At 40.5% G+C, this 20,596-nt stretch carries 18 protein-coding genes and 1 riboswitch; of the genes, 11 read left to right on the forward strand and 7 right to left on the reverse strand.

Going from position 1 to position 20,596, the window contains the following annotated elements:
• Positions 1–28: 28 nt before the first annotated feature.
• Together GXK58_RS24065 and GXK58_RS24070 are read right to left on the reverse strand one after the other, a co-directional pair.
• On the reverse strand, positions 29–2,137 hold the full coding sequence (locus tag GXK58_RS24065) for an MMPL family transporter (RefSeq protein WP_160725711.1): 2,109 nt from the start codon (positions 2,135–2,137) through the stop codon (positions 29–31).
• A 111-nt stretch (positions 2,138–2,248) separates the two neighbouring features.
• Positions 2,249–2,821: a TetR/AcrR family transcriptional regulator gene (locus GXK58_RS24070; RefSeq protein ID WP_160725712.1), complete on the reverse strand. Its 573-nt coding sequence runs from the start codon at positions 2,819–2,821 to the stop codon at positions 2,249–2,251.
• Between the two features lie 317 nt (positions 2,822–3,138).
• On the opposite strand from GXK58_RS24070, the gene GXK58_RS24075 reads away from it, so the two are divergent.
• Entirely contained in the window at positions 3,139–3,831 is a 693-nt protein-coding gene (locus GXK58_RS24075) for an AIM24 family protein (RefSeq protein WP_160725713.1), read from the forward strand.
• 577 nt (positions 3,832–4,408) lie between these two features.
• Here GXK58_RS24075 and GXK58_RS24080 read toward each other — a convergent pair.
• Entirely contained in the window at positions 4,409–5,314 is a 906-nt protein-coding gene (locus tag GXK58_RS24080; RefSeq protein WP_160725714.1) for a nuclease-related domain-containing protein, read from the reverse strand.
• Positions 5,315–5,614: 300 nt separating this feature from the next.
• Here GXK58_RS24080 and GXK58_RS24085 point away from each other — a divergent pair, with 300 nt between their 5' ends.
• Complete coding sequence (locus tag GXK58_RS24085; protein WP_160725715.1) at positions 5,615–6,184, forward strand: TetR/AcrR family transcriptional regulator; 570 nt, start codon at positions 5,615–5,617, stop codon at positions 6,182–6,184.
• Positions 6,185–6,272: 88 nt separating this feature from the next.
• On the opposite strand, the gene GXK58_RS24090 is transcribed toward GXK58_RS24085, so the two are convergent.
• Together GXK58_RS24090 and GXK58_RS24095 are read right to left on the reverse strand one after the other, a co-directional pair.
• Positions 6,273–6,530, reverse strand: a complete 258-nt coding sequence (locus GXK58_RS24090; protein ID WP_160725716.1) for a hypothetical protein — start codon at positions 6,528–6,530, stop codon at positions 6,273–6,275.
• Between the two features lie 99 nt (positions 6,531–6,629).
• Positions 6,630–6,884, reverse strand: coding sequence for an alpha/beta-type small acid-soluble spore protein (locus GXK58_RS24095; RefSeq protein ID WP_160725717.1), 255 nt, complete (start codon positions 6,882–6,884; stop codon positions 6,630–6,632).
• 318 nt (positions 6,885–7,202) lie between these two features.
• On the opposite strand from GXK58_RS24095, the gene GXK58_RS24100 reads away from it, so the two are divergent.
• From GXK58_RS24100 to GXK58_RS24110, 3 genes are all read left to right on the forward strand, one after another.
• Positions 7,203–8,372, forward strand: coding sequence for an MFS transporter (locus GXK58_RS24100; protein ID WP_160725718.1), 1,170 nt, complete (start codon positions 7,203–7,205; stop codon positions 8,370–8,372).
• A 243-nt stretch (positions 8,373–8,615) separates the two neighbouring features.
• The gene (locus GXK58_RS24105) at positions 8,616–10,442 is read left to right on the forward strand and encodes an APC family permease (protein WP_160725719.1); all 1,827 of its coding nucleotides are present in this window, start codon (positions 8,616–8,618) and stop codon (positions 10,440–10,442) included.
• Positions 10,443–10,476: 34 nt separating this feature from the next.
• Positions 10,477–10,582: riboswitch (guanidine-I (ykkC/yxkD leader) on the forward strand.
• 56 nt (positions 10,583–10,638) lie between these two features.
• Entirely contained in the window at positions 10,639–10,974 is a 336-nt protein-coding gene (locus tag GXK58_RS24110; RefSeq protein WP_160725720.1) for a hypothetical protein, read from the forward strand.
• Here the strand turns inward: GXK58_RS24110 and GXK58_RS24115 are convergent.
• Together GXK58_RS24115 and mgtE are read right to left on the reverse strand one after the other, a co-directional pair.
• Complete coding sequence (locus GXK58_RS24115; protein ID WP_160725721.1) at positions 10,971–11,564, reverse strand: DedA family protein; 594 nt, start codon at positions 11,562–11,564, stop codon at positions 10,971–10,973. The two genes, GXK58_RS24110 and GXK58_RS24115, sit on opposite strands and share 4 nt — an antisense overlap.
• 236 nt (positions 11,565–11,800) lie before the next feature.
• Entirely contained in the window at positions 11,801–13,159 is a 1,359-nt protein-coding gene (gene mgtE / locus GXK58_RS24120; RefSeq protein WP_160725722.1) for a magnesium transporter, read from the reverse strand.
• Between the two features lie 232 nt (positions 13,160–13,391).
• Here mgtE and GXK58_RS24125 point away from each other — a divergent pair, with 232 nt between their 5' ends.
• From GXK58_RS24125 to uvsE, 6 genes are all read left to right on the forward strand, one after another.
• Positions 13,392–14,168, forward strand: coding sequence for a hypothetical protein (locus tag GXK58_RS24125; RefSeq protein ID WP_160725723.1), 777 nt, complete (start codon positions 13,392–13,394; stop codon positions 14,166–14,168).
• A 205-nt stretch (positions 14,169–14,373) separates the two neighbouring features.
• The gene (locus GXK58_RS24130) at positions 14,374–15,453 is read left to right on the forward strand and encodes a D-alanine--D-alanine ligase (protein ID WP_160725724.1); all 1,080 of its coding nucleotides are present in this window, start codon (positions 14,374–14,376) and stop codon (positions 15,451–15,453) included.
• Between the two features lie 93 nt (positions 15,454–15,546).
• Complete coding sequence (locus GXK58_RS24135; RefSeq protein ID WP_160725725.1) at positions 15,547–16,926, forward strand: UDP-N-acetylmuramoyl-tripeptide--D-alanyl-D-alanine ligase; 1,380 nt, start codon at positions 15,547–15,549, stop codon at positions 16,924–16,926.
• Between the two features lie 21 nt (positions 16,927–16,947).
• Positions 16,948–17,646 (forward strand): alpha/beta hydrolase, encoded by a 699-nt coding sequence (locus tag GXK58_RS24140; RefSeq protein WP_160725737.1) that lies wholly within the window; start codon positions 16,948–16,950, stop codon positions 17,644–17,646.
• Positions 17,647–17,874: 228 nt separating this feature from the next.
• Positions 17,875–19,362, forward strand: coding sequence for a DEAD/DEAH box helicase (locus tag GXK58_RS24145; RefSeq protein WP_160725726.1), 1,488 nt, complete (start codon positions 17,875–17,877; stop codon positions 19,360–19,362).
• 98 nt (positions 19,363–19,460) lie between these two features.
• A complete protein-coding gene (gene uvsE, locus GXK58_RS24150; RefSeq protein WP_160725727.1) occupies positions 19,461–20,426 on the forward strand; it encodes a UV DNA damage repair endonuclease UvsE in 966 nt (321 codons plus the stop codon).
• Positions 20,427–20,596 lie beyond the last annotated feature (170 nt).

Genomic DNA, 20,596 nt, shown 5'->3' on the forward strand with positions numbered 1-20,596 from the left:
CCACGGACTGACCCTTTCATGTTATGACTTACTTGTTCTCACTAACAGTTTTCTCCTTTTCAATTAGAACAATCAAGCCAGGCAGCAGGATCCCTCTGATTAAGAATGTATCTAATAAAATCCCCACCGCAACAATAAATCCAAATACAAATAACAATTGAATCGGCTGGGTCATCAAAACGGCAAAGGTGGCAGCTAGAATTACACCCGCGGATGAAATCACCCCGCCTGTCGAGGCAACGGCAATTCTAACAGCTTCTTTAACCGTATGTGTTTTTTGTTCTTCCTGAAATCTTGAGATTAACATAATATTATAGTCAATGCCGAGAGCTACTAAAAAGACAAATGCATAAAGCGGCACGCGGTCACTGATGGTGCTGATATCAAAGAACAGACTGCTTAAAAACATCCCTAATCCAAGGGCGGCAAGGAATGAAATTAAAATCGTTCCCATCATATAGATTGGCATTTTAAATGATTTGGTTAAGATAATTAACATCGCAAAAATCAGCACAGTTTCCAGCAGGACAATGATGATGACATCTCGATTATTGGTCGCGCGATCGTCCACTTTTGTGGCAGTTTCACCAGCAAAATACATTTTGCCATCCAAACCGTTATCAGCTGTGATTTTTTCCGCCTTATCAATGATTTTCTCCATTGCATCAATGGTAGAAGTGGAATATGGGTTTCCTTTAAATGTAAGGCTGTAATTAACCACTTTCTGATCCTCTGTCAAGCCGTTGACACGTACGCTGCTTACGGAAGGCTGCTCTAATAAGGCTGTCTGTAATTGTTGCTGCTGTTCGGCTGTAACTGCCTTTTTTGATTCAAAAAGGACAGTGGTTGGGGCAAGGTCGCCTTTTTCAAATTTTTCCTCTAAAATTTCATATCCAAGACGTGAAGGCATATCCTTAGGGAATGACTTCATGGTATCGAATTCATATTTCAAATTAAACATGTTACTTGCGGCGAGGAGAAGAAATACGCCGATGACAGCGACAGAAAGCCCTGGCTTTTTCGCTACAAAGCGGCCAACTTTACTCCAAAGTGAATGCTGGTTAACCGCTGAGTCTCCTACCTTTGGCACTTTAGGCCAGAAAGACTTTCGGCCAAACAGCGTAAATAAGGCTGGTACAAGGGTAATGGACGCAAGCATAATGATCAACATTGTGGTCGCAAAGGTTGGGGCAAAGTTATGATAATCACCTGATTTTGCAAAGAACAATACAAGCATTGCTGCTAATACGGTGCCCCCGGAAAAGAAAACGGGCGTGCCTGTTTCTCTCATCGCTTCTTTCATGGCATCATACTTATTCTCATATGCTTTAAGCTCCTCGCGGAAACGAGAAAAAACAAATAAAGAATAATCAATAACGGCAGCGAATAGAAGAATCGACATAATTGAAACCGTTTGGCTGGTCATTACAAGACCTGCTTTTCCCATTAGCCCCAGCGTCTGTGTAACAACTTCATAGACAAAGGCGGCTGCAAGGAGTGGAATGAGCGCCAGTAAAGGAGAACGGTAAATGACAATTAATAAAATGAGAATGAGCCCGACGGTAGAGAAAATTAACACCAAATCTGCCCGGGAGAACAGGTCAAGGGTATCAGTTGCAATGCCGGCAGGGCCTGTCACGTATAATTTTAAAGCGGTTGTTTCGTTAGTAATCTTTGTAATCTCTCCAATGGACTTTTTAATTTCCTTTGTTTCTAAGGCGGAATCAAAGGTCAACGGAATCAATGCGGTCGTCTTATCCGCAGAAAAGAAGCCAGCAGCAGCTTGAGGAGGCAAAGCAGATAGAGAGACGACTTGCTGAACTCCATTTATCTTTTTATTCTTTACTTGATCTAAAACTTGGGTGAGGTCTGAAATTTGAACCTCATTATCTTTAGCTTGGAAAACTAGAATGGCTGGAAGTCCATCATTATCCTTAAAATACTGATCTACTTTCTTTTGGGCAATGACAGATTTGGCCTCATTTGGAAGTGAAGCAATATTAGAAACCTCGTAATCTCTAACACTTGGGGCAAAGACCGCAAGTATCATGGTAACAATCAGCCAGGCAGAGAGTGTAATCCACATTCCTTTCTTGGTGGTCACACGATCGGTCAGTTTTTGTAGAAGGTTTTTCATTTTTTTGCTCCTTTCATATCGTTGGCTTTTAAAGTGACACAACTGTCACTTTAGGGGTGAGACACTTAAATCACTCAACCTCATTATCGGTTAAGGTGACATAAGTGTCAATTATTTGTTTAACATCCCGTGCTGAATCATTTCCTTGATGGAATCGACCCATTGTGAGTGGGGAATACCAAAGTGATTTGGAATCAGGATCGTTTGAAAGATGAAGCCAAGTATGAGCGGATCCGGCAGGGTTTCTCTTAATTTTGATTCCTGTCTTCCTAGGGAGATGAATCCTTGTAAATGTTCGTACATTTTCAGGTGAAGTTTCTCCCGTTTTTCATTATTTTCCTGAACCTTTTGATTGCCATTAATCGGAATGCGCCGGCCTATTTCAATCATATGCGGAATGGTTGAATTTTTGAAAATAATTTTTATTAAAAAATCAAATTTGGCATCGAATCCTTCCACTGCTTCTATTTCTTTTAATTCAGTCAGGAAGTGCTCCATCTCATAAAGCATATAATCGGTAATCAATTCTTCTTTATTTTCATAATACTTATAGACAGCCCCTCGTGAGATGTCTAATTGCTCGGCGATAAGGCTAATGGAAAACCCTTCGTATCCGTGTGTTAAAAGCATTTGTTCGGTTTTTTGAAATAGATCTTCTGTAGAGAATTTGCGTTCACGTGCCATAAACTTCACCTCACTCCTATTATAGTCCATTATTAGGGTACCTGAAAATTTTTCGCTGTTGAAAAGACTGTGAACCAGCAGTTACCTGTTTATGGTAATCTAGATTGAGGTTATACCTAAGGTTGAATTTTTTTAACTAATCGTTTGATTAAATTTTGTTAGTGGAAAAAACTAACTAAACGTTTGATTGAATTTAATTTTGTGAGAGAAAAAACTAACTAAACGTTTGTTTAAATCTACGCGAGGAAAAAATTTAAAAATAAAATCGGCCTGCTCCGATTATAAGCCATAAACTAAAGCGAAGGATGGTGTGTTAGATGAGCAGATATTCAATAGAGGAATTTGTCAATCAAACAGGGCAAGAGGATAAAGGAGAAGGCTTTTTTGAATTAGAGACACCCAGGATGCTTGAGGTGAATCTTGATGGTTTAGTTTGGGCAAAAGCGGGGTCGATGGTTGCCTACCACGGTGCCATCAAGTTTGAGCGGGAAGGGATATTGGAGCATGGTCTGGGGACGGCTTTTAAAAAAGCACTCACCGGTGAGGGTGCTGCGTTAATGAAGGCGAATGGGCAGGGGAAATTGTATTTAGCTGATGAGGGGAAAAAGGTTATTATTTTAAACCTTCGGAATGAGTCGATCTTTGTTAACGGAAATGATTTGCTGGCTTTTGAACCGAGTATCAAGTGGGAGATTAAGTTGATGAAGAAGGTTGCGGGGATGATGGCGGGCGGTTTATTCAATATTCGCTGTGAAGGAACAGGCATGATTGCGATTACGACCCATTATGAGCCGCTGGCCTTAAGGGTGACCCCAGGGCAGCCTGTTGTGACGGATCCGAATGCGACGGTGGCTTGGTCTGGAAACCTGCGGCCAGTGTTTCAAACAGATATCAGTTTGAAGACCTTTTTTGGCAGAGGCAGCGGTGAGTCGATTCAGATGAAGTTCGAGGGGGATGGGTTTGTTGTGGTGCAGCCTTATGAAGAGGTGCGTCGGGTGGAAAAAGGATGAATTCCTATCGATATGGGTGAACTGAAGGTTATAGAGGTCAAACTGGATAAGAGATTGATAGGAATATATTTAGTAAGGTTTCTTGAGGACAAGACTGATAATTGCAATAGACTGAAGTGTCTCTAATAAGGAGGGTAGAGGACAAAATTGGTGAGGAAGTGGAAGGAAGTGCCTTCAATAAGGATGGTAGAGGACAAAATTAGAGAAGCGGTGGAAGGAAGTGTCCTCAATAAGGATGATAGAGGACAAAATTAGAGAAGAAGTGGAAGGAAGTGTCCTCAATAAGGATGATAGAGGACAAAATTAGCGAAGAAGTGGAAGGAAAGTGTCCTCAATAAGGATGGTAGAGGACAAAATTAGAGAAGAAGTGGAAGGAGGTGTCCTCAATAAGGATGGTAGAGGACAAAATTGGTGAGGAAGTGGAAGGCAGTGTCCTCAATAAGGATGATAGAGGACAAAATTAGCGAAGAAGTAGAAGGAAGTGTCTTCAATAAGGTTAATGAGGACAAAACCATTCATGAAAACAATAGATTTTCCTCATTAACCCTCTCGTAGAAATGATTTTATTTTTCTTCTATCATTCGTAGTATGACCACTGACCATATCCATTTATGTTAAAGTTTCTTTCTAATACTCTTGCAATTCTCCTCTTAGATCCACCCAACCCGCACCACTCAAAAATACTATTCGTAGTAACCTTGCTGTCCGGAAACAAAAGCTGAAATTCCCTCACACTCCGTAAAACAGCTGAAGCAAGAGGTTCTTCATTACCGCAGTCCTTACAAACGCACCTGTTTCCTCGAACAAAAACAGTAAAAGAGTCACACAAAACACAAGTAATCCCTTTATTCAACTGTTCTAATGAATATTGTGGAAGGTTATTGTAAGGGGACACTTCAATGTGAAGTGAGATTAATTTGTCAGCCAGCTTTTTGTGCCCTCCATTGAGCCTGGAGGTGATACCGTCTAACCTTTTTAAATACCGATTTAATTGAGTAGGAAGAATAATAGGTTTGTCGAGAGGAGCTTGATAGAGGGTAAATTCGGGATTGATAAAAACCACCCAAGCTTCAATAGTGTAATTGTATCCGAGATTATGGAGTAATTGACGGAGCAGAGATTCGCTGCGGCTGAGCTGATTGAGGGGATTACTATATTCTATTCTAGGTCTTTTATACAATCTGTCTAACTCATAATAATAATCACCCTCAAAATTCTTTACCTCGTGTGGGATAAGAGTTTCTGCGGTAATAATCAAAGAGTCTATTTGAAACAAGTTGTTGTTTACTTTCAATAGCAAATCGTTAAGGATAAGACAATCACAAGTTAGCTTTTCAGTCATTTCATCAAACATTACCTCCCCCTCGAAGCCCTTCTTAAGTCTTAAATATTGCTTCTTGTCAGTTTCAGATAAAATCATTCGTTTGTTTAAATACCCAAGAATTCTTAATTCAGTTGATTCAAATCGGGGCTTATAGATCATATGTCACAGCCTTTCTTAAAATGTAACTTCAACTGAATTTTACAAAAAGTAACAAGCAAGTATAGTTCCTAACAATGAATTTTTTGTTAAACTTTTATCAATCAGAAAACAATTGATAAACTATTATCATTAACTTGAAAACGTTGGTTATATTGGATTAGGTGCCTGTCACCATCAATGTGTCACCATCAATGGCACTCAACAGGATCATAGTTTGTAACGGGGTCTAACCTATGTTATAGTTAAATAAAGAACATGACTGAAAAACTAATTTAGTCAGTTATTAGGAGGACTAATCGCATGGCCCCCGATAGAAGATCAATGATCGTACAAGCAGCCACAAAGTCTTTTTCTCTTTTCGGCTATAAAGCCACCACAATGGACCAAGTAGCCAAGCTCGCAAATGTCGGAAAAGGTACCATATATACCTTTTTTAAAAATAAAGAAGAACTGTTTGAAGAAATCATCTCATCACTTGTAAAAGAAATGATCGCAGAGGCTGAGGCTGTAATTGAACCGGACTTACCGTTTACAGAAAATGTACATCTAGCCCTATCCCGCTTATTAGCCTTTCGCTCCCAGCACCAGCTGATGATCAAGCTCATCCAAGAGGAAAAGGAAATGGGAACCATGGCTGTATCCGATATGCTACGGCATGTGGAGGATGAAATTATTGCTTATTTAAGAACAAAAATAGACACTGCGATTGCAAAGAAAGCTATTCCTCCGGGAAATACAGAAATCATCAGCTTTCTATTATTAAAAATGTATATTGCTCTTGTGTCTGATTGGGAAAGAAACCATGAACCATTAAGCTCAGAACAAATAGCTGACGTGATGAAAGTATTTTTACTAAAAGGTCTGCCATAATAAAAAGGACTTGCAAAAGCCACAAGTCCTACGGTCCAGCTTTACCCCCAGCGGCTAATAAATCCGCAGTGGCAGGCCGGTTAGTGTATTAATAGAAAAATTGACGTGATGAACGTGCCAGCGCTGTATTTCCTTTACTAGCCAGAGTGTACTCTTCCATTAACCCTAAAAAGATTCCAAGAAGGAAAAGAACAACTGAAGAAGCGGTTAAGCCGATGCCCAATCCGAGCGCAAGGTTGAAACCGTTTACAAAAAGGCTGAATAAAAGAAAAATGATTCCGGATCCCCCAACGTAGGCTGATGCCGTTTTAAAAGTCTGTAAATTCTTTACATATTTTTCATGCATATCCACCAACTCCTTATACTGAATATTCTACCAATTGTCACAAATTTGTCAAACTTTTTTTAAAATAATTTAGGAGCCTTGACAAGTGGCTCCATTCATTTACTGTCTTTTACTTAAGTTTTCCTGTGCCATCTTAACGAGCTCCCGGACCATGCTGCCGCCCAGTCTGCCGCCGACCCTTCCGGCCTGCTCGGATGTAAGCTGGCCGTTGTAGCCTTTTTTCAGAGGAACTCCAACTTCTTCTGCCGCTTCAAATTTAGCATCCTCAGGATTGCCTGATTGAACCACCCTTGCTTTCAGGGCATCTAACCCGTTACGGGCTCCAGGAACAAGTATTTTATTGCGTCTGGCCATTAATATCCCCCCTTTAACAGTAAGATTCCCAAATAATCAACATCTATAGATAAATCGGCGGGGCTTTTTAATTTTAGAGAAACTACGGGAGGTTAATAAAAAGGACTGGCAGCCAATCTCCATGAACTGCTTCATCAGGAAATATCTAAATGCAGGTGCATCCCGTTTAATAATTACCTATTGATGGTATAAAATAGAATCGTTGGTTTTAAGTAAGGATGCAGAGCATTTATTTAAGAATGTTCAACTTAAAAGGTCGTCTCTATTGTAAGAAAAAACGACCTTTCATCCATCCGTGAGAAGGAGAATTCAATTTATATGGAAAAACAACTGCAGAAAGAAAAGATATTTACCAAAGACTTTGTTCTGATCTGTTTGGCGAATTTCTTTATCTTTCTTGGGTTCCAAATGACACTGCCGACCATTCCGCTGTTTGTGGAAGAACTAGGCGGTAATGATCAACTAATTGGCTTTGTGGTTGGGATTTTTACATTTTCTGCGTTATTGCTCCGTCCTTATGCCGGTAATGCGCTCGAAACTAAGGGAAGAGGCTTTGTTTATTTACTTGGCCTGGCTATCTTTGCTCTTTCAGTTGGTTCGTTTGGCTTTTTAACGAGTATCGGCTTGTTATTTTTAATGCGGGTTGTCCAAGGTGTTGGCTGGGGCTTCTCGACTACAGCTTCAGGTACAATCGCCTCAGATTTAATTCCTGTAACAAGGAGAGGGGAGGGGATGGGCTATTACGGGCTATCGGGTAATTTAGCCTTGGCATTTGGCCCCTCACTAGGGTTGATTTTAACAGGAGTCATCTCCTTCAGTTCATTTTTCCTTATCTGCGCAGGATTAGGGTTAGTAGCACTCATCTTATCTTCAAGAATTACTTATAAAAAAGTAGAGCAAAAACCTGTAAAAGAAAAAGGAAAACTTGACCTTTATGAAAAAGGGGCCTTAAAGCCATCCATTCTTATGTTTTTCATAACGGTCACCTTTGGGGGGATCGCCGCTTTTCTCCCGCTCTTTGCTGCCGATAAGCATATTTCGGGAATTCAAATTTATTTCCTTTTATATGCGCTGGCACTGATGATAACGAGAACGTTTGCCGGACAGCTGTATGACAGAAAAGGCCATCAAGCAGTCTTTATACCGGGGACATTACTTATTTTAGCAGCGATGATTCTCTTAGCTTGGCTGCCTAATAGCCTGGTTTTATATGTTGCAGCGATTTCTTATGGATTAGGGTTTGGGATGGTTCAGCCGGCGCTCCAAGCGTGGTCGATTGAAAAAGTACAAGTAAATAGAAGAGGCATGGCTACCGCTACCTTTTATTCCTTCTTTGATCTGGGAGTTGGTATTGGGGCTATGGCTTTCGGGCAAATAAGCCATCTGTTTGGCTATAGCAGCATCTATCGTACATCTGCTGTCTCCATTGTTATCTCGATGCTGCTTTATTATATATTCTTATTTAAAGACAGGAGAATAAGTAAATAATAGAAAGGGTAACTAAGAGGCAGGGGAGCTATTCCCTGCCTCTTTTATAATTGATGGATGATTCCTTCTGGAACGGGGAAAGTAATGATAGCTATTGGACAAAGCTGCAGGGCGCTTACATGAAAATCGTTCATGGAAATGTAAAATATTCCACCGTTTTTTTACGAAAGGCTTCATATTGTTTATACGGTTATGATAAAATCAATCGGTAATTCTACTTTAAAAATTGGTAGGTGAAATCACGTGCTATCTGCATTTAAGCGGTTTTTAATCGGCAGGCCGTTAAAATCAACCGAATTAGGCGAACAAAAGTTAAGTATTTTAAAGGCACTAGCGATACTATCTTCAGATGCTTTGTCATCAGTAGCATACGGAACCGAACAAATACTGATTGTATTAGCAACCATTAGTGTGATTGCCTTTTGGTACTCTGTCCCGATTGCTGTCGGGGTTTTATTCCTTTTAGCTGCACTGATTTTATCTTATCGGCAGATTATTTATTCGTATCCTATGGGCGGAGGGGCCTATGTCGTTTCAAAAGAAAATATTGGGGAAAAAGCAGGTTTAATCGCCGGAGGCTCCTTATTAGTAGACTACATACTAACGGTGGCGGTAAGTGTGACGGCCGGTACCGATGCGATTACATCCGCTTTTCCGGCCTTACACACACACACAGTTTCTATTGCATGTGTATTGGTTGTTTTTATAACCATCTTAAATCTGCGTGGGATAACCGAGTCAGCCTCCATATTGGCTTATCCTGTCTATTTATTTGTCATTGCACTCTTTCTATTAATAGGTGTAGGTATTTTTAAAATTATGACGGGGAACATATCTCCGGCCGTGAATCATGCGCCAATTGGTGCTCCTGTTCAGGGGATTACTTTGTTTTTACTGCTTCGTGCGTTTGCATCTGGATGTTCGGCTTTAACGGGAGTTGAGGCGATCTCTAATGCCATTCCGTTTTTTAAAGATCCTGCACCAAAAAATGCAGCAAAAACCTTGGTTTTAATGGGCAGTCTGCTAGCGCTATTATTTTCAGGTATTACGTATTTGGCCTATTATTATGGAATAGCACCAAAGGTTGAAGAAACGGTAGTCTCGCAAATTGCTGAAGAAACCTTTGGCAGAAATTTTGTTTATTTCTTTGTGCAGGGTACAACTGCCCTCATCCTGGTTTTAGCTGCAAATACCGGCTATTCAGCCTTTCCACTGCTGGCATTTGCCTTAGCAAAAGATAAATACATGCCAAGGATGTTTACGATTCGCGGCGACCGTCTCGGTTATTCTAACGGGATTGTATCCCTTGGAGTCGCATCCATTATTCTTATCATTGCTTCAAAGGGTCAGACGGAACACTTGATTCCGCTGTATGCGGTAGGGGTATTTATTCCATTTACCCTATCACAAACGGGAATGATCATTAAATGGCTGCGTGAAAAACCAGCTGGCTGGGTGGCCAAATTAACGGCTAATTTAATTGGTGCTCTTATTACTTTAACCGTATTAATTATTTTCTTTGTTACAAAATTCGGCCAGGTTTGGTTTGTGGTAATCTTCTTGCCAATCATTGTCCTTATGTTCCTTCGGATTCATTCCCATTATGATTCCGTCGGGGAACAATTACGGATGCATCCAGAAGATGTCGCACCCCCTATCCAAGGGAATGTGATTATCGTACCAGTAGCGGGTATAACCAAGGTGGTTGAAAACTCGATAAGTTATGCGAAGTCATTAACCGATCAAATCTTTGCTGTTTATGTTTCTTTTGACCGGGAGGACGAAAAGCGCTTCGAAGAAAAATGGCAAAAATGGCAGCCTGACGTTCGGCTGGTAACCTTACATTCGCACTATCGCAGCATTCTGCAGCCTTTATCAAAATTCATTGATACAGTTGAACATAAAGCGAGTGAAAACAATTATCGTGTGACTGTGCTGATTCCGCAGTTTATTACGAAAAAAAGCTGGCATAATATTTTACACAACCAATCCAGTTTTTTAATTCGTGCCTATTTAATTTTTAAGAAGAGGGTCATTGTATCGACACTTCCTTACCATTTTAAAAAATAGGTATTATATAAGTGCAGAAGCGAAATAATCTTATAAAAAAGTTTTCTAGGGTTCCGTGGCAGGATGCCAGGCTGGTCCGAGAGGAAACGTACAGAAAACCTGCTTTTCTGTATACACGGAAGGAGAAAAGCCTGGGAGAAATGATCGTACATCGATCTTTCTTTCAGGTTTTTTTATTATGGGGAGGAGTTTACCTTTGGAATTTTTGGTGGAGAACAAATGGCTGATATTAGTTAGTCTTGAGGTACTGGCATGGGCATCGACGTTTTTTCTTTTATACGCAAGGTATCGATTAAAATCAAACCTTTGGTTTAAGGTGGCGACTGTTTTGTTTGCCTTAACAGGCGTGATCCCGCAAGTATTAATGGGGATCATCAACTTTATCTCAACAAGAAAGGTCGATTTGTATACACTTATTATTGTCTTACTGCTTTTATATGGTTTTACGATTGGGAGAAAGCATGTGAAAAAGCTCGATGCCTGGGCCCAGAAGAAATTTACTAAGCAAACAACTGAAAACCACCGGCATTAGTCGGTGGTTTTCTTCGTTCTTTTTACTAAAAAATAGATAGCTGCTAAAACAATAGCGGCAATTATGAGCGGCAATACATATGGATGTGCAACCTCTTTGATATGTGACCAGTTGCTGCCTAACACCTTTCCAAGGTAAAGGAAAATGATTGACCAAGGAAGTACGGCTGCCACCGTGTAGAGAGTAAATTTCCCAGCAGGCATTTTAGCGATCCCTGCAGGTATTGAGATTGCGTGTCTGACAACGGGGATAAAACGGGCTGAGAAGATAACTCCAGCTCCATACTTTTTAAACCATCCTTCGGCTACATCGATATGTTTCTTTTTAATAAGTACGTATTTTCCGTATTTCTCAAGGAAGGGCCTTCCGCCATAATAACCGGCCCAATATAGGAAGAGCTGGGCAATCGTCCCGCCTATGGTCCCGGCAATGACAGCACCAATAAAATTCATATGTCCCTGTGACACCATATATCCGCCATAGCCTAAAACAATTTCACTAGGAATGACTTCCAGCATTAGTCCCAAAGCAATCCCCAAGTAACCTAGCTGTGATAAAAATTCCAAGATTGAGTTAATATATTCTGTCATAGTTCACCTTCGCTTATTTCGTGTTTAACTTATTTTATACCAGTTTGTCTCATATTGAAATTAATATGGCGGAACGGACGGAATCATGCTTATTAATAACTGTCATGCGGCTAAACTGAACGTTTCCGTTATATTACTAACGAATAGACAGAGGAAAGGTTTCATATTTTTTCATTAATCTCTATTTCCTGCAGAAATAAAGGCTGCTTAGATAGCAGCCTGGCGCAGAAGCCTGTTTACATTAAATGCTTCAAAAACATCGTTGCAATCCCGAAGTAAGTCATTAGTGAAAAAATATCATTTAGAGTAGTAATCAGCGGCCCTGAGGCAACAGCGGGGTCAATATTCACTCTATATAAGATCAGCGGTATAATCGTACCGGCAAGGGTCCCGATAATTAAGGTGAAGAAGAGTGAGGCGCCAACAACAGCCCCAAGAATCAAATTTCCCTGCCAAATATAAGCAATAATTGCAATAATAATTGCGCAAATGATCCCTATTGTAATACCAACACCAAGTTCTCTTGAAATTAATCGCTTAATAACCCTGCGGTCTATATCTTGTGTAATCAGGCCTCTCACTACCACCGCAAGAGATTGAGTGCCGGTGTTCCCTGTCATCCCGGCAATCATCGGCATAAAAAAGGCAAGGGCCACCACTCGCTGCAAGGTCTCCTCAAAACTGCTGATAATCCTTCCTGAGATGACCCCGATAAATAGCAGTAAAATCAGCCAGGGCAGGCGCCTGGCGGCAGCTACTAATGTCTTTGTTTCAAAGTCAATCGACTTTCCTGAAGCAGATAGCTTCTCAATGTCCTCATTGGCTTCCTGGATAACGACATCAATGATGTCATCAACCGTTACAATCCCGACCAAAATATTATTCTCATCAACAACAGGAACAGCTAAGAAATCATACCGCTCAGCGGTTTGGGCAACGACTTCCTGGTCTGTGGTGACCGAAACGGAAATGACCCGTTCGTACATGATCTCGCGAATCTTTTCCTCAGGTTCTGCCAGTAGTAAATCCCGGTAGGACACAACACCAACCAGCTTCCTGGCTTCATCTATCACATACAAATAATTAATTGATTCAGCAAACTCGGCAAATATTTTAAACTTGTCAACGGCTTCCCTGACAGTAAAATAGTCGCGGATCCACACGAATCGGTTGGTCATAATTCGCCCGGCTGTTTCCGGAGGGTAATTCATAATCCCTTGAACCGCACTGGATTCCTCCTTTTTCATCCCGGATAACAGTGAGTCCTTTTTCTCAGGGGACAATTCATTTAATAGCAGCGCCAAGTCGTCATTATCCATTAAATCCAAGACTTCGCTGGATTTTTCAATTCCAAGGATATTTAATAATTCGAGCTGCTCCTCTTTATCCAGCTCTTCCATTAAATCGGCCAGCTCATCCGCACTTAAAAAAAGTAAGAATCTCCCTTTGTGCTTTTCTGGCAATTCTTCATAAATTTTAGCGATATCGTAGGGCTGAAGCTCCTTAAGAATCGTTTCAAATTCTAACCTTTTGTTTTCCTTTAAGGTTTTAATAATATAAAGATTTATTTCATCCGCTGTCATATCTTTTATCATATAAATGCCCCTTTCTGTGGGTGCCGTTTAAAAATGATAGATGAACAAATAATAAGAAAGAAGATATATTACTTAGTATGTGTAACTGATGAAAATTTTTTGTAAAAGAAATGAAATATGCTATTTGGCCTATTATTTGATAAAATAAGGAAGTGATTTAAAAAGTATTTGGAAGTTTCTTGGAAACTGTCCATTAAGTATATTACATATGGCTGATCGGAGGAGTTTGGCTTTGAAAAAGCATCATCAAGACATACGGGATCTCATCTATGTACATTTAAATCAATCAGATCAGTATGTAATGTCCTACGGTATCGAATTCAGCGAATTTGCTGCTGCTTTTTCAGGTTCATTAAATCATTTGCTTTTATTAAAGCACCGTTTTGATGATGCTGATTTTAATATGCATACACTGCTCGAATATTGCCCGGATGATCGAATTGATAAGTTAGCAGCAGAAGATGTCTATGGGTACGGAGACTTTTGCTGGATCGATTTTACCGAAGAAGAGGGTCTGAATGAACTATCTGGCCAAGAATTGGCAGAATTGTTATATCTCGGACACCAAAAACAGCATTTAAGAGTACCCTTTTATAATAAACTAGGCAATCGTTTTGTGTATTTGGCCCATGATGATGGCTGGTTTAATAAAATCTATTATCGAAGCTTTAAAGACTATTTTCACTTGCTTAGTGAAGTGATTGCAGGTAAGATGGGTGAATTGAAACTTGAAAAAACCATCTTGGGAATCAGAAAAAAACGGACCTATCCGCAGGTTAATAAGGAAATTCTGCTTTCATTAACACCATTTATGAAAGAGGGAATTTGTTTCTCCTTGCGTGATGCGGAACACCAGCGGACACGAATTGATATACCAATCTGGGTCATGGGTGACTTTGACAATATGGACGACATGTATGAGGAATACCAAGAAATAGCCAACAAGCCTTACCATGCCAAATTAATCTTTGATAAAAGAACAAAAGAGTGGAAACTCAATGTAATCTAAAGAAAACAGTCCTTTTTATCAAAGGGACTGTTTTTTTATACGCTTGTTAGATTTTACAAAATGCTTATCGGTTGTATTGAAGCAAGCATGAAGTATCATAGAATATGGAATAAGAAAAAACATTTAAAAACCTGTTTGCTACATTTCCTTTCTTAATTAGTAAAATGTTAAAATAAACTGTGAATGAGAATCTGGAGGAATAAAAATGAAAACAAGATTAGGTTTGTTATATGGGGGAAAATCTGCTGAGCATAAGGTTTCTCTGCAAACAGCACTTGCTGTTATTCGAGCATTAGACCTAGAAAAATTTGAAATCTATCCTATTTACATAAATGTTGAGGGTCAATGGATTAAAGGACCTCAGTTACTTGAACCGGTGGAAAATGTTCAGGCATTGGAATTTACAAGTGCAACGCCATTATCACCATTAGCATTGGCTCCATCCCTTTTCCAAGCTAATGAGCAAGAGGCTGCTCCTCTTGATGTTATTTTTCCATTATTACATGGCCCAAATGGCGAAGATGGAACGGTCCAAGGCGTCTTAGAGCTGCTTAATTTACCATACGTAGGAAATGGTGTTCTAGCCTCAGCTGCTGGAATGGATAAAGTCCTGATGAAGAACATTTTTGCACAAGCAGGGCTGGCTCAAGTAGACTATGTTTCTTTTATCAAAAGTGAATGGGCTAAGGCGAAGGAAGAGGCCTATGCTCGTGTAGAAGAACAGCTTGGTTTCCCGTGCTTTGTAAAGCCTGCCAACCTCGGTTCTAGTGTGGGCATTAGTAAATGCACGAATCGTGCAGAATTAGATGCCGCTTTTTCTGAAGCTTTCCAATTTGACCGTAAAGTCATTATTGAGGAAGGTGTCGTCGCCCGTGAGGTAGAAATTGCTGTGCTAGGCAATGATGAGCCTGAATGTTCCGTAGCAGGTGAAATCGTTCCGAAGAAGGATTTTTATGATTATAAAGCGAAATATGAAGATGGGGATACTGCGTTGATTATCCCAGCGGATATAAGCCAAGAGGAATATGCGCAAATGAAGGAGATGGCCGTTCGTGCGTTTAAGGCGCTGGATTGCTCCGGACTTGTTCGTGCCGATTTCTTCTTAACAAAGGATGGCAAAGCGATAATTAACGAGGTAAATACGATGCCAGGATTTACACCGTTCAGTATGTTCCCATTACTGTGGAAGCATTCCGGATTAGAGTATCCGCAATTGATTGAACGTCTTGTTCAGCTTGCACAAGAACGACATGCGGAGAAACAGCAGATTAAGTATACGTTTTAGTGAAAATACCAATAGACACGGCTTATCTGCCGTGTCCGTTTTCAATTTAAGAAATGCAGGATAGATTTAGTAAAACAAAAGGAGGGTATCCAATTGATCAAACGTTCTTTAAAACAGATTTCAGAAATGGCCTCCGCCATAAATGATATCACCCCTTTTGCAGATGTTCTTATTCAAGGGGTTACCATCGATTCAAGAAAAATACTGCCAGGAAACTTATTTGTACCCTTTAAAGGCGAACATGCAGACGGTCATAAATATGCAGCTGAAGCCATCAAACAAGGTGCAGCAGCGGCTCTTTGGCAAAGTGACGTTCCGAATCCGCCGCAAGGATTACCTATCATCATTGTCGAGGACTGCCTGACAGCCCTGCAAGAGATGGCGAGAAAATACCGCCAGGAATTATCCGTAAAAGTAGTTGGCATTACTGGAAGTAATGGGAAGACAACTACGAAGGATATGACCGCAAGTTTACTTTCGACCCAGTATAAAGTTCAAAAAACTGAGGGTAATTATAACAACCATCTCGGTCTGCCATTAACGGTTTTAGGGTTGAAGGAAGATACGGAAATTGCTGTACTGGAAATGGGGATGAGCGGAAGGGGAGAGATTGCCTTCCTAACAAAACTTGCTTGTCCAGATGCTGTTGTGATTACGAATATAGGAGAATCCCACTTACTTGACCTTGGTTCAAGGGAAGGGATCGCTGAGGCGAAGCTTGAGATTCTGCAGGGGCTGCGAGCAGACGGACTTGCTGTTCTTCATGGGGATGAACCTCTATTAATGGAGCGGATTTTCAAATATAAAGGCAATATCAATATTCAAACGTTTGGCCGAAATGCGACCAACGATCTTTACCCAAAGGATATCACCCAAATTGAACAGGGCAACTCCTTTAAGATCAGTGCTTCCGATACAGTTTTTGAGTTACCGGTCCTTGGTACTCATAATATTTTAAATGCACTTGCCGCTATGCTGATTGCCCATTATTTTTCTATTCCTTATGAAAAAATGAACGCTGGCTTAACTGGGATTAAGTTAACCAATATGAGAATGGAGCTTGTCGAGGGAAAACATGGCGAGAAGATTATTAATGATGCATATAATGCCAGCCCTACGTCTATGATGGCGGCAATTGAACTAGTATCAAACCTACAAGGTTATAAACGGAAAATCCTGGTATTGGGTGATATGCTTGAACTTGGTCCACAGGAAGAACAGTATCATTTGCAAATTGGTACGGGGCTTGATCCGGAAAAGATTGATTATCTATTCACTTATGGAGAGTTAGGTGGACATATCGCTAAAGGAGCGAACGAGTCCTTAGGTGATGATAAAGTGTTTGCTTTTAAAGATAAAACGAAACTTATTGACCAATTAAAGAAGTATGTAGATGAATCCACCCTTGTTCTTGTTAAAGCTTCCCGCGGTATGAGACTGGAAGATATTGTTCAAGCTTTGCAAAAAAAGTAAAGGGGATTGGCAGGTGAGAATATGATTGGCTGCTTACTGATCCATGGCTTTACAGGTGCTCCTTATGAAGTAGAGCCGCTGGCAGAGTATTTAAAGGAACGAACAAATTGGAAGTTTAAGGTTCCGACACTGCCGGGACATGGTGTTCCCGGCTCCTTAAAGGGAGTAGAGTACCACGAGTGGATTGACCATGCTGAAGCTGAATTGACAGAACTGATAGATTCCTGTGATGTGGTATATGTCATTGGTTTTTCAATGGGCGGAATGATCGCAAGCCTGCTCGCCGCCAAATACCCTGTGGACAAGCTTATTCTTTTGAGTGCCGCTGCTTATTACCTTAACCCAAAACAGTTATTTGCGGATATTAAAGACATGATTAAAGATTCCCTCCACGGAAACTTGCTGGAAAATGAATTATTTCTCCGTTATAAAAGAAAAATAACAGAAACACCTTTTGCGGCGATATTACAATTCCGTAGGCTTGTTTCTTTTATTAAACCTCTCTTGCATCAGGTAAATGTGCCAACCTTTATTGCACAAGGGGAATGTGACGGGATTGTTCCGCCAAAAAGTGCTGAATATTTATTCCATACCATAAGTGCCAAGCAAAAAAAACTCACCTATATCAAACATTCCAAGCACCATATATGTCACTGTGAGGAAAGGGAAACCTTATTTTCTCAAGTGTGGGACTTTTTAAACGAGAAAAAGTCTGTTTAAGGCTTGAAGCTCTGTTTAAAAGACAACTTTATTGCAAAATACTAGTAACAGTGGTATGATATTCATCAACGTGTCTAAAGAACGATGATTGAAGGCATACTCTTTTGGAGAGTGTCTTTTTTTTGGTAAAATAAAGAAGTAAAATTACCGCATGTTGATGCGTAAATTTGTATATATTCAGCAATTATATACCAAATATTTTCATATAGATGAAGGAGAATGAAAACATTGACAAAGTTTGAAGATTTAGGCCTAAGTCAGGCCACATTAAAAGCTGTTCTCAAAATGGGCTTTGAGGAAGCTACACCAATCCAATCAGAAACAATTCCGTTGGGGCTAAAAGGTATAGATTTGATCGGGCAAGCTCAAACAGGAACAGGTAAAACAGCTGCATTTGGAATTCCGTTGGTGGAAAAAGTTGATACAAAAATGGATGCGATTCAAGGGATTATTATTGCGCCAACTCGTGAATTAGCGATTCAGGTTTCAGAAGAGCTATATAAAATTGGGTCAGGAAAAAGAGTCCGTGTACTTCCAATTTATGGAGGGCAGGATATCAGCCGCCAAATTCGCTCATTAAAGAAAGCACCACATATCATTGTCGGAACTCCTGGACGTGTGCTAGACCATATTAACCGTAAAACCATGCGTCTTGATACTGTAAATACGGTCATCCTTGATGAAGCAGATGAAATGTTGAACATGGGATTCATCGAAGATATTGAATCCATCCTTGCTGCAACACCTGCAGAGCGCCAAACGCTATTGTTCTCTGCGACCATGCCGGGACCAATTCAAAGAATGGCAGAAAAATTCATGAAGGACCCGCAAATTGTTCGTGTAAAAGCGAAAGAAATGACCGTTCCTTTAATTGAGCAATATTACATTGAAGTGCAAGAAAGAAATAAATTTGACGTGTTAACAAGACTTCTTGATATTCAATCACCGGAACTTGCCATTGTTTTTGGTCGGACCAAGCGTCGTGTCGATGAATTATCGGAAGCATTGACTTTAAGAGGATATACTGCAGAAGGTATTCATGGTGATTTAACCCAAGCGAAGCGTATGTCGGTCCTTCGAAAGTTTAAAGAAGGAACAGTTGATGTCCTTGTTGCAACTGACGTAGCGGCAAGGGGTCTGGATATTTCCGGCGTTACACATGTATATAATTTCGATATTCCGCAGGATCCTGAGAGCTATGTTCATCGTATCGGCCGTACAGGTCGTGCCGGAAAGACTGGTGTTGCGATGACTTTCATCACACCACGTGAGAAATCTTACCTTGCCGTTGTGGAAAAAACAACGAAGAGGAAGATGGAAAGAATGCATGCTCCAACCCTTGATGAAGCACTAGAAGGTCAGCAACGTGCAGTTGTAGATAAAATTGTTCAAACAATTGAATCCAACAACCTTCATTATTACAAAGCAGCAGCACAAGAATTACTAGATGGCAATGATGCTCAAACGGTTGTGGCTGCAGTGTTGAAGATGTTAACAAAAGAGCCGGATACTACTCCTGTAAAATTGACAGAAGAAGCCCCTATGCCACAAAAAAGAGATAGAAAACAGTTTGACCGTGGGGACCGTAGAAGAAGAGACGATTCAAGAGGCTCATACTCTGACCGTAACCGCAAAAAGGCACCTGTAAAGCCAAGAAGTGGCGAAAAGAGAACAGGCGGCAAGTCATCAAAGCCAAGAAGCTATAATCATCAATAAAAACCAATAGTACGACCTCAAAGCATGAACATTTTGTTCATGCTTTTTTTGCCTAAAAGGGAATAGTAAAAAAGAGTCTTTTCTATGGAGTGATATTTATGACGATTGTCCGTCTGGGGTATGTAGCGATGAGTGTCGAACTGCAGCAGGCATCACCCTCCCAAACAATGACGTTTGCTCAATTTTCAAAGATCAAAGACCGTGATGCGGCGATTCGCAAGTTAGAACGTATTGCCGTATCCAATTTAGAAAATTGTTTACGTCTGTTAAAGCATAATGCAGGGAATGATATTCAGTTTTTTCGATTTAGTTCTCGGCTTATTCCGCTTGCCAATCATGAGGAGCTGCGGGATTGGAATTATATTAAACCTCTTAAGGAGGCATTAGCGAACCTTGCTGAGTTTTTACGGGAGCATCCGATAAGGGTTGATTTCCATCCGGATCACTTTGTTGTGCTAAATTCTTTGGACAAGGATATTTTAAAAAACTCGCTAAAGACATTAAGTATGCATGAGGCGTTGTTGCGAGGGATGGATATAAATCCGGAGCACCGCTGTGTATTGCATGTCGGCGGGGGATATGATGATAAGGAGAAGGCATTAGAGCAGTTTATTCATAATTGGGCATTTATTAGGCCGGATATTCAAAAGATGATTATGCTGGAGAATGATGATACCACTTTTACGGTTAAGGAGGCGTTATATCTTTGTGAGAAGTTAGGAGTTCCCTTTGTTTTTGATTACCATCATCATTTGGCCAATCATGAAGACGAAGATTGGGTGTCAGATTGGGAGCGGATGGTGTCTACTTGGAGTCATTCGCCGCTTCCTGTTAAAATGCATATTTCGAGTCCCCGTTCCGAGAAGGAGTTTCGAGCACATGCCGATTATGTTGATCCTGAGATGTTTCTGAGGTTTTTACATGAAGTAAAAGGAAGTGTACCGGAGATTCATTGTATGATTGAAGCGAAACAGAAGGATGCTGCATTGTTTCAATTGGTTAGGGATTTAAAGGAGCGCGGAGGGGTAAAATGGCTGGATCAGACGAATTTTGTGATGGAATAGGTTCCATTGATAAAAAGCTGAAACGGTATCGTGCAAGGTTGATTTTAAATAGTTGTATTGAGGACAGTTTAAGCGGGATGAAGAATGAGATTTTCCTCAAGAGGATGCATTGGAGACAGTTCGAGTTGAATTGAGGAAAGACCTGTCCCCAAGCCGTTGTATTGAGGACG

Source organism: Bacillus sp. USDA818B3_A (assembly GCF_009928415.1).
In the GTDB taxonomy this organism is placed as follows: domain Bacteria; phylum Bacillota; class Bacilli; order Bacillales; family Cytobacillaceae; genus Neobacillus.

Bases quoted from the DNA above. Each gene is read 5' to 3' on its own strand.
- GXK58_RS24065 (WP_160725711.1), bottom strand. From the start codon at position 2,137: ATGAAAAACCTTCTACAAAAACTGACCGATCGTGTGACCACCAAGAAA.
- GXK58_RS24070 (WP_160725712.1), bottom strand. From the start codon at position 2,821: ATGGCACGTGAACGCAAATTCTCTACAGAAGATCTATTTCAAAAAACC.
- GXK58_RS24075 (WP_160725713.1), top strand. From the start codon at position 3,139: ATGAGCAGATATTCAATAGAGGAATTTGTCAATCAAACAGGGCAAGAG.
- GXK58_RS24080 (WP_160725714.1), bottom strand. From the start codon at position 5,314: ATGATCTATAAGCCCCGATTTGAATCAACTGAATTAAGAATTCTTGGG.
- GXK58_RS24085 (WP_160725715.1), top strand. From the start codon at position 5,615: ATGGCCCCCGATAGAAGATCAATGATCGTACAAGCAGCCACAAAGTCT.
- GXK58_RS24090 (WP_160725716.1), bottom strand. From the start codon at position 6,530: ATGCATGAAAAATATGTAAAGAATTTACAGACTTTTAAAACGGCATCA.
- GXK58_RS24095 (WP_160725717.1), bottom strand. From the start codon at position 6,884: ATGGCCAGACGCAATAAAATACTTGTTCCTGGAGCCCGTAACGGGTTA.
- GXK58_RS24100 (WP_160725718.1), top strand. From the start codon at position 7,203: ATGGAAAAACAACTGCAGAAAGAAAAGATATTTACCAAAGACTTTGTT.
- GXK58_RS24115 (WP_160725721.1), bottom strand. From the start codon at position 11,564: ATGACAGAATATATTAACTCAATCTTGGAATTTTTATCACAGCTAGGT.
- mgtE (WP_160725722.1), bottom strand. From the start codon at position 13,159: ATGATAAAAGATATGACAGCGGATGAAATAAATCTTTATATTATTAAA.
- GXK58_RS24130 (WP_160725724.1), top strand. From the start codon at position 14,374: ATGAAAACAAGATTAGGTTTGTTATATGGGGGAAAATCTGCTGAGCAT.
- GXK58_RS24140 (WP_160725737.1), top strand. From the start codon at position 16,948: ATGATTGGCTGCTTACTGATCCATGGCTTTACAGGTGCTCCTTATGAA.
- uvsE (WP_160725727.1), top strand. From the start codon at position 19,461: ATGACGATTGTCCGTCTGGGGTATGTAGCGATGAGTGTCGAACTGCAG.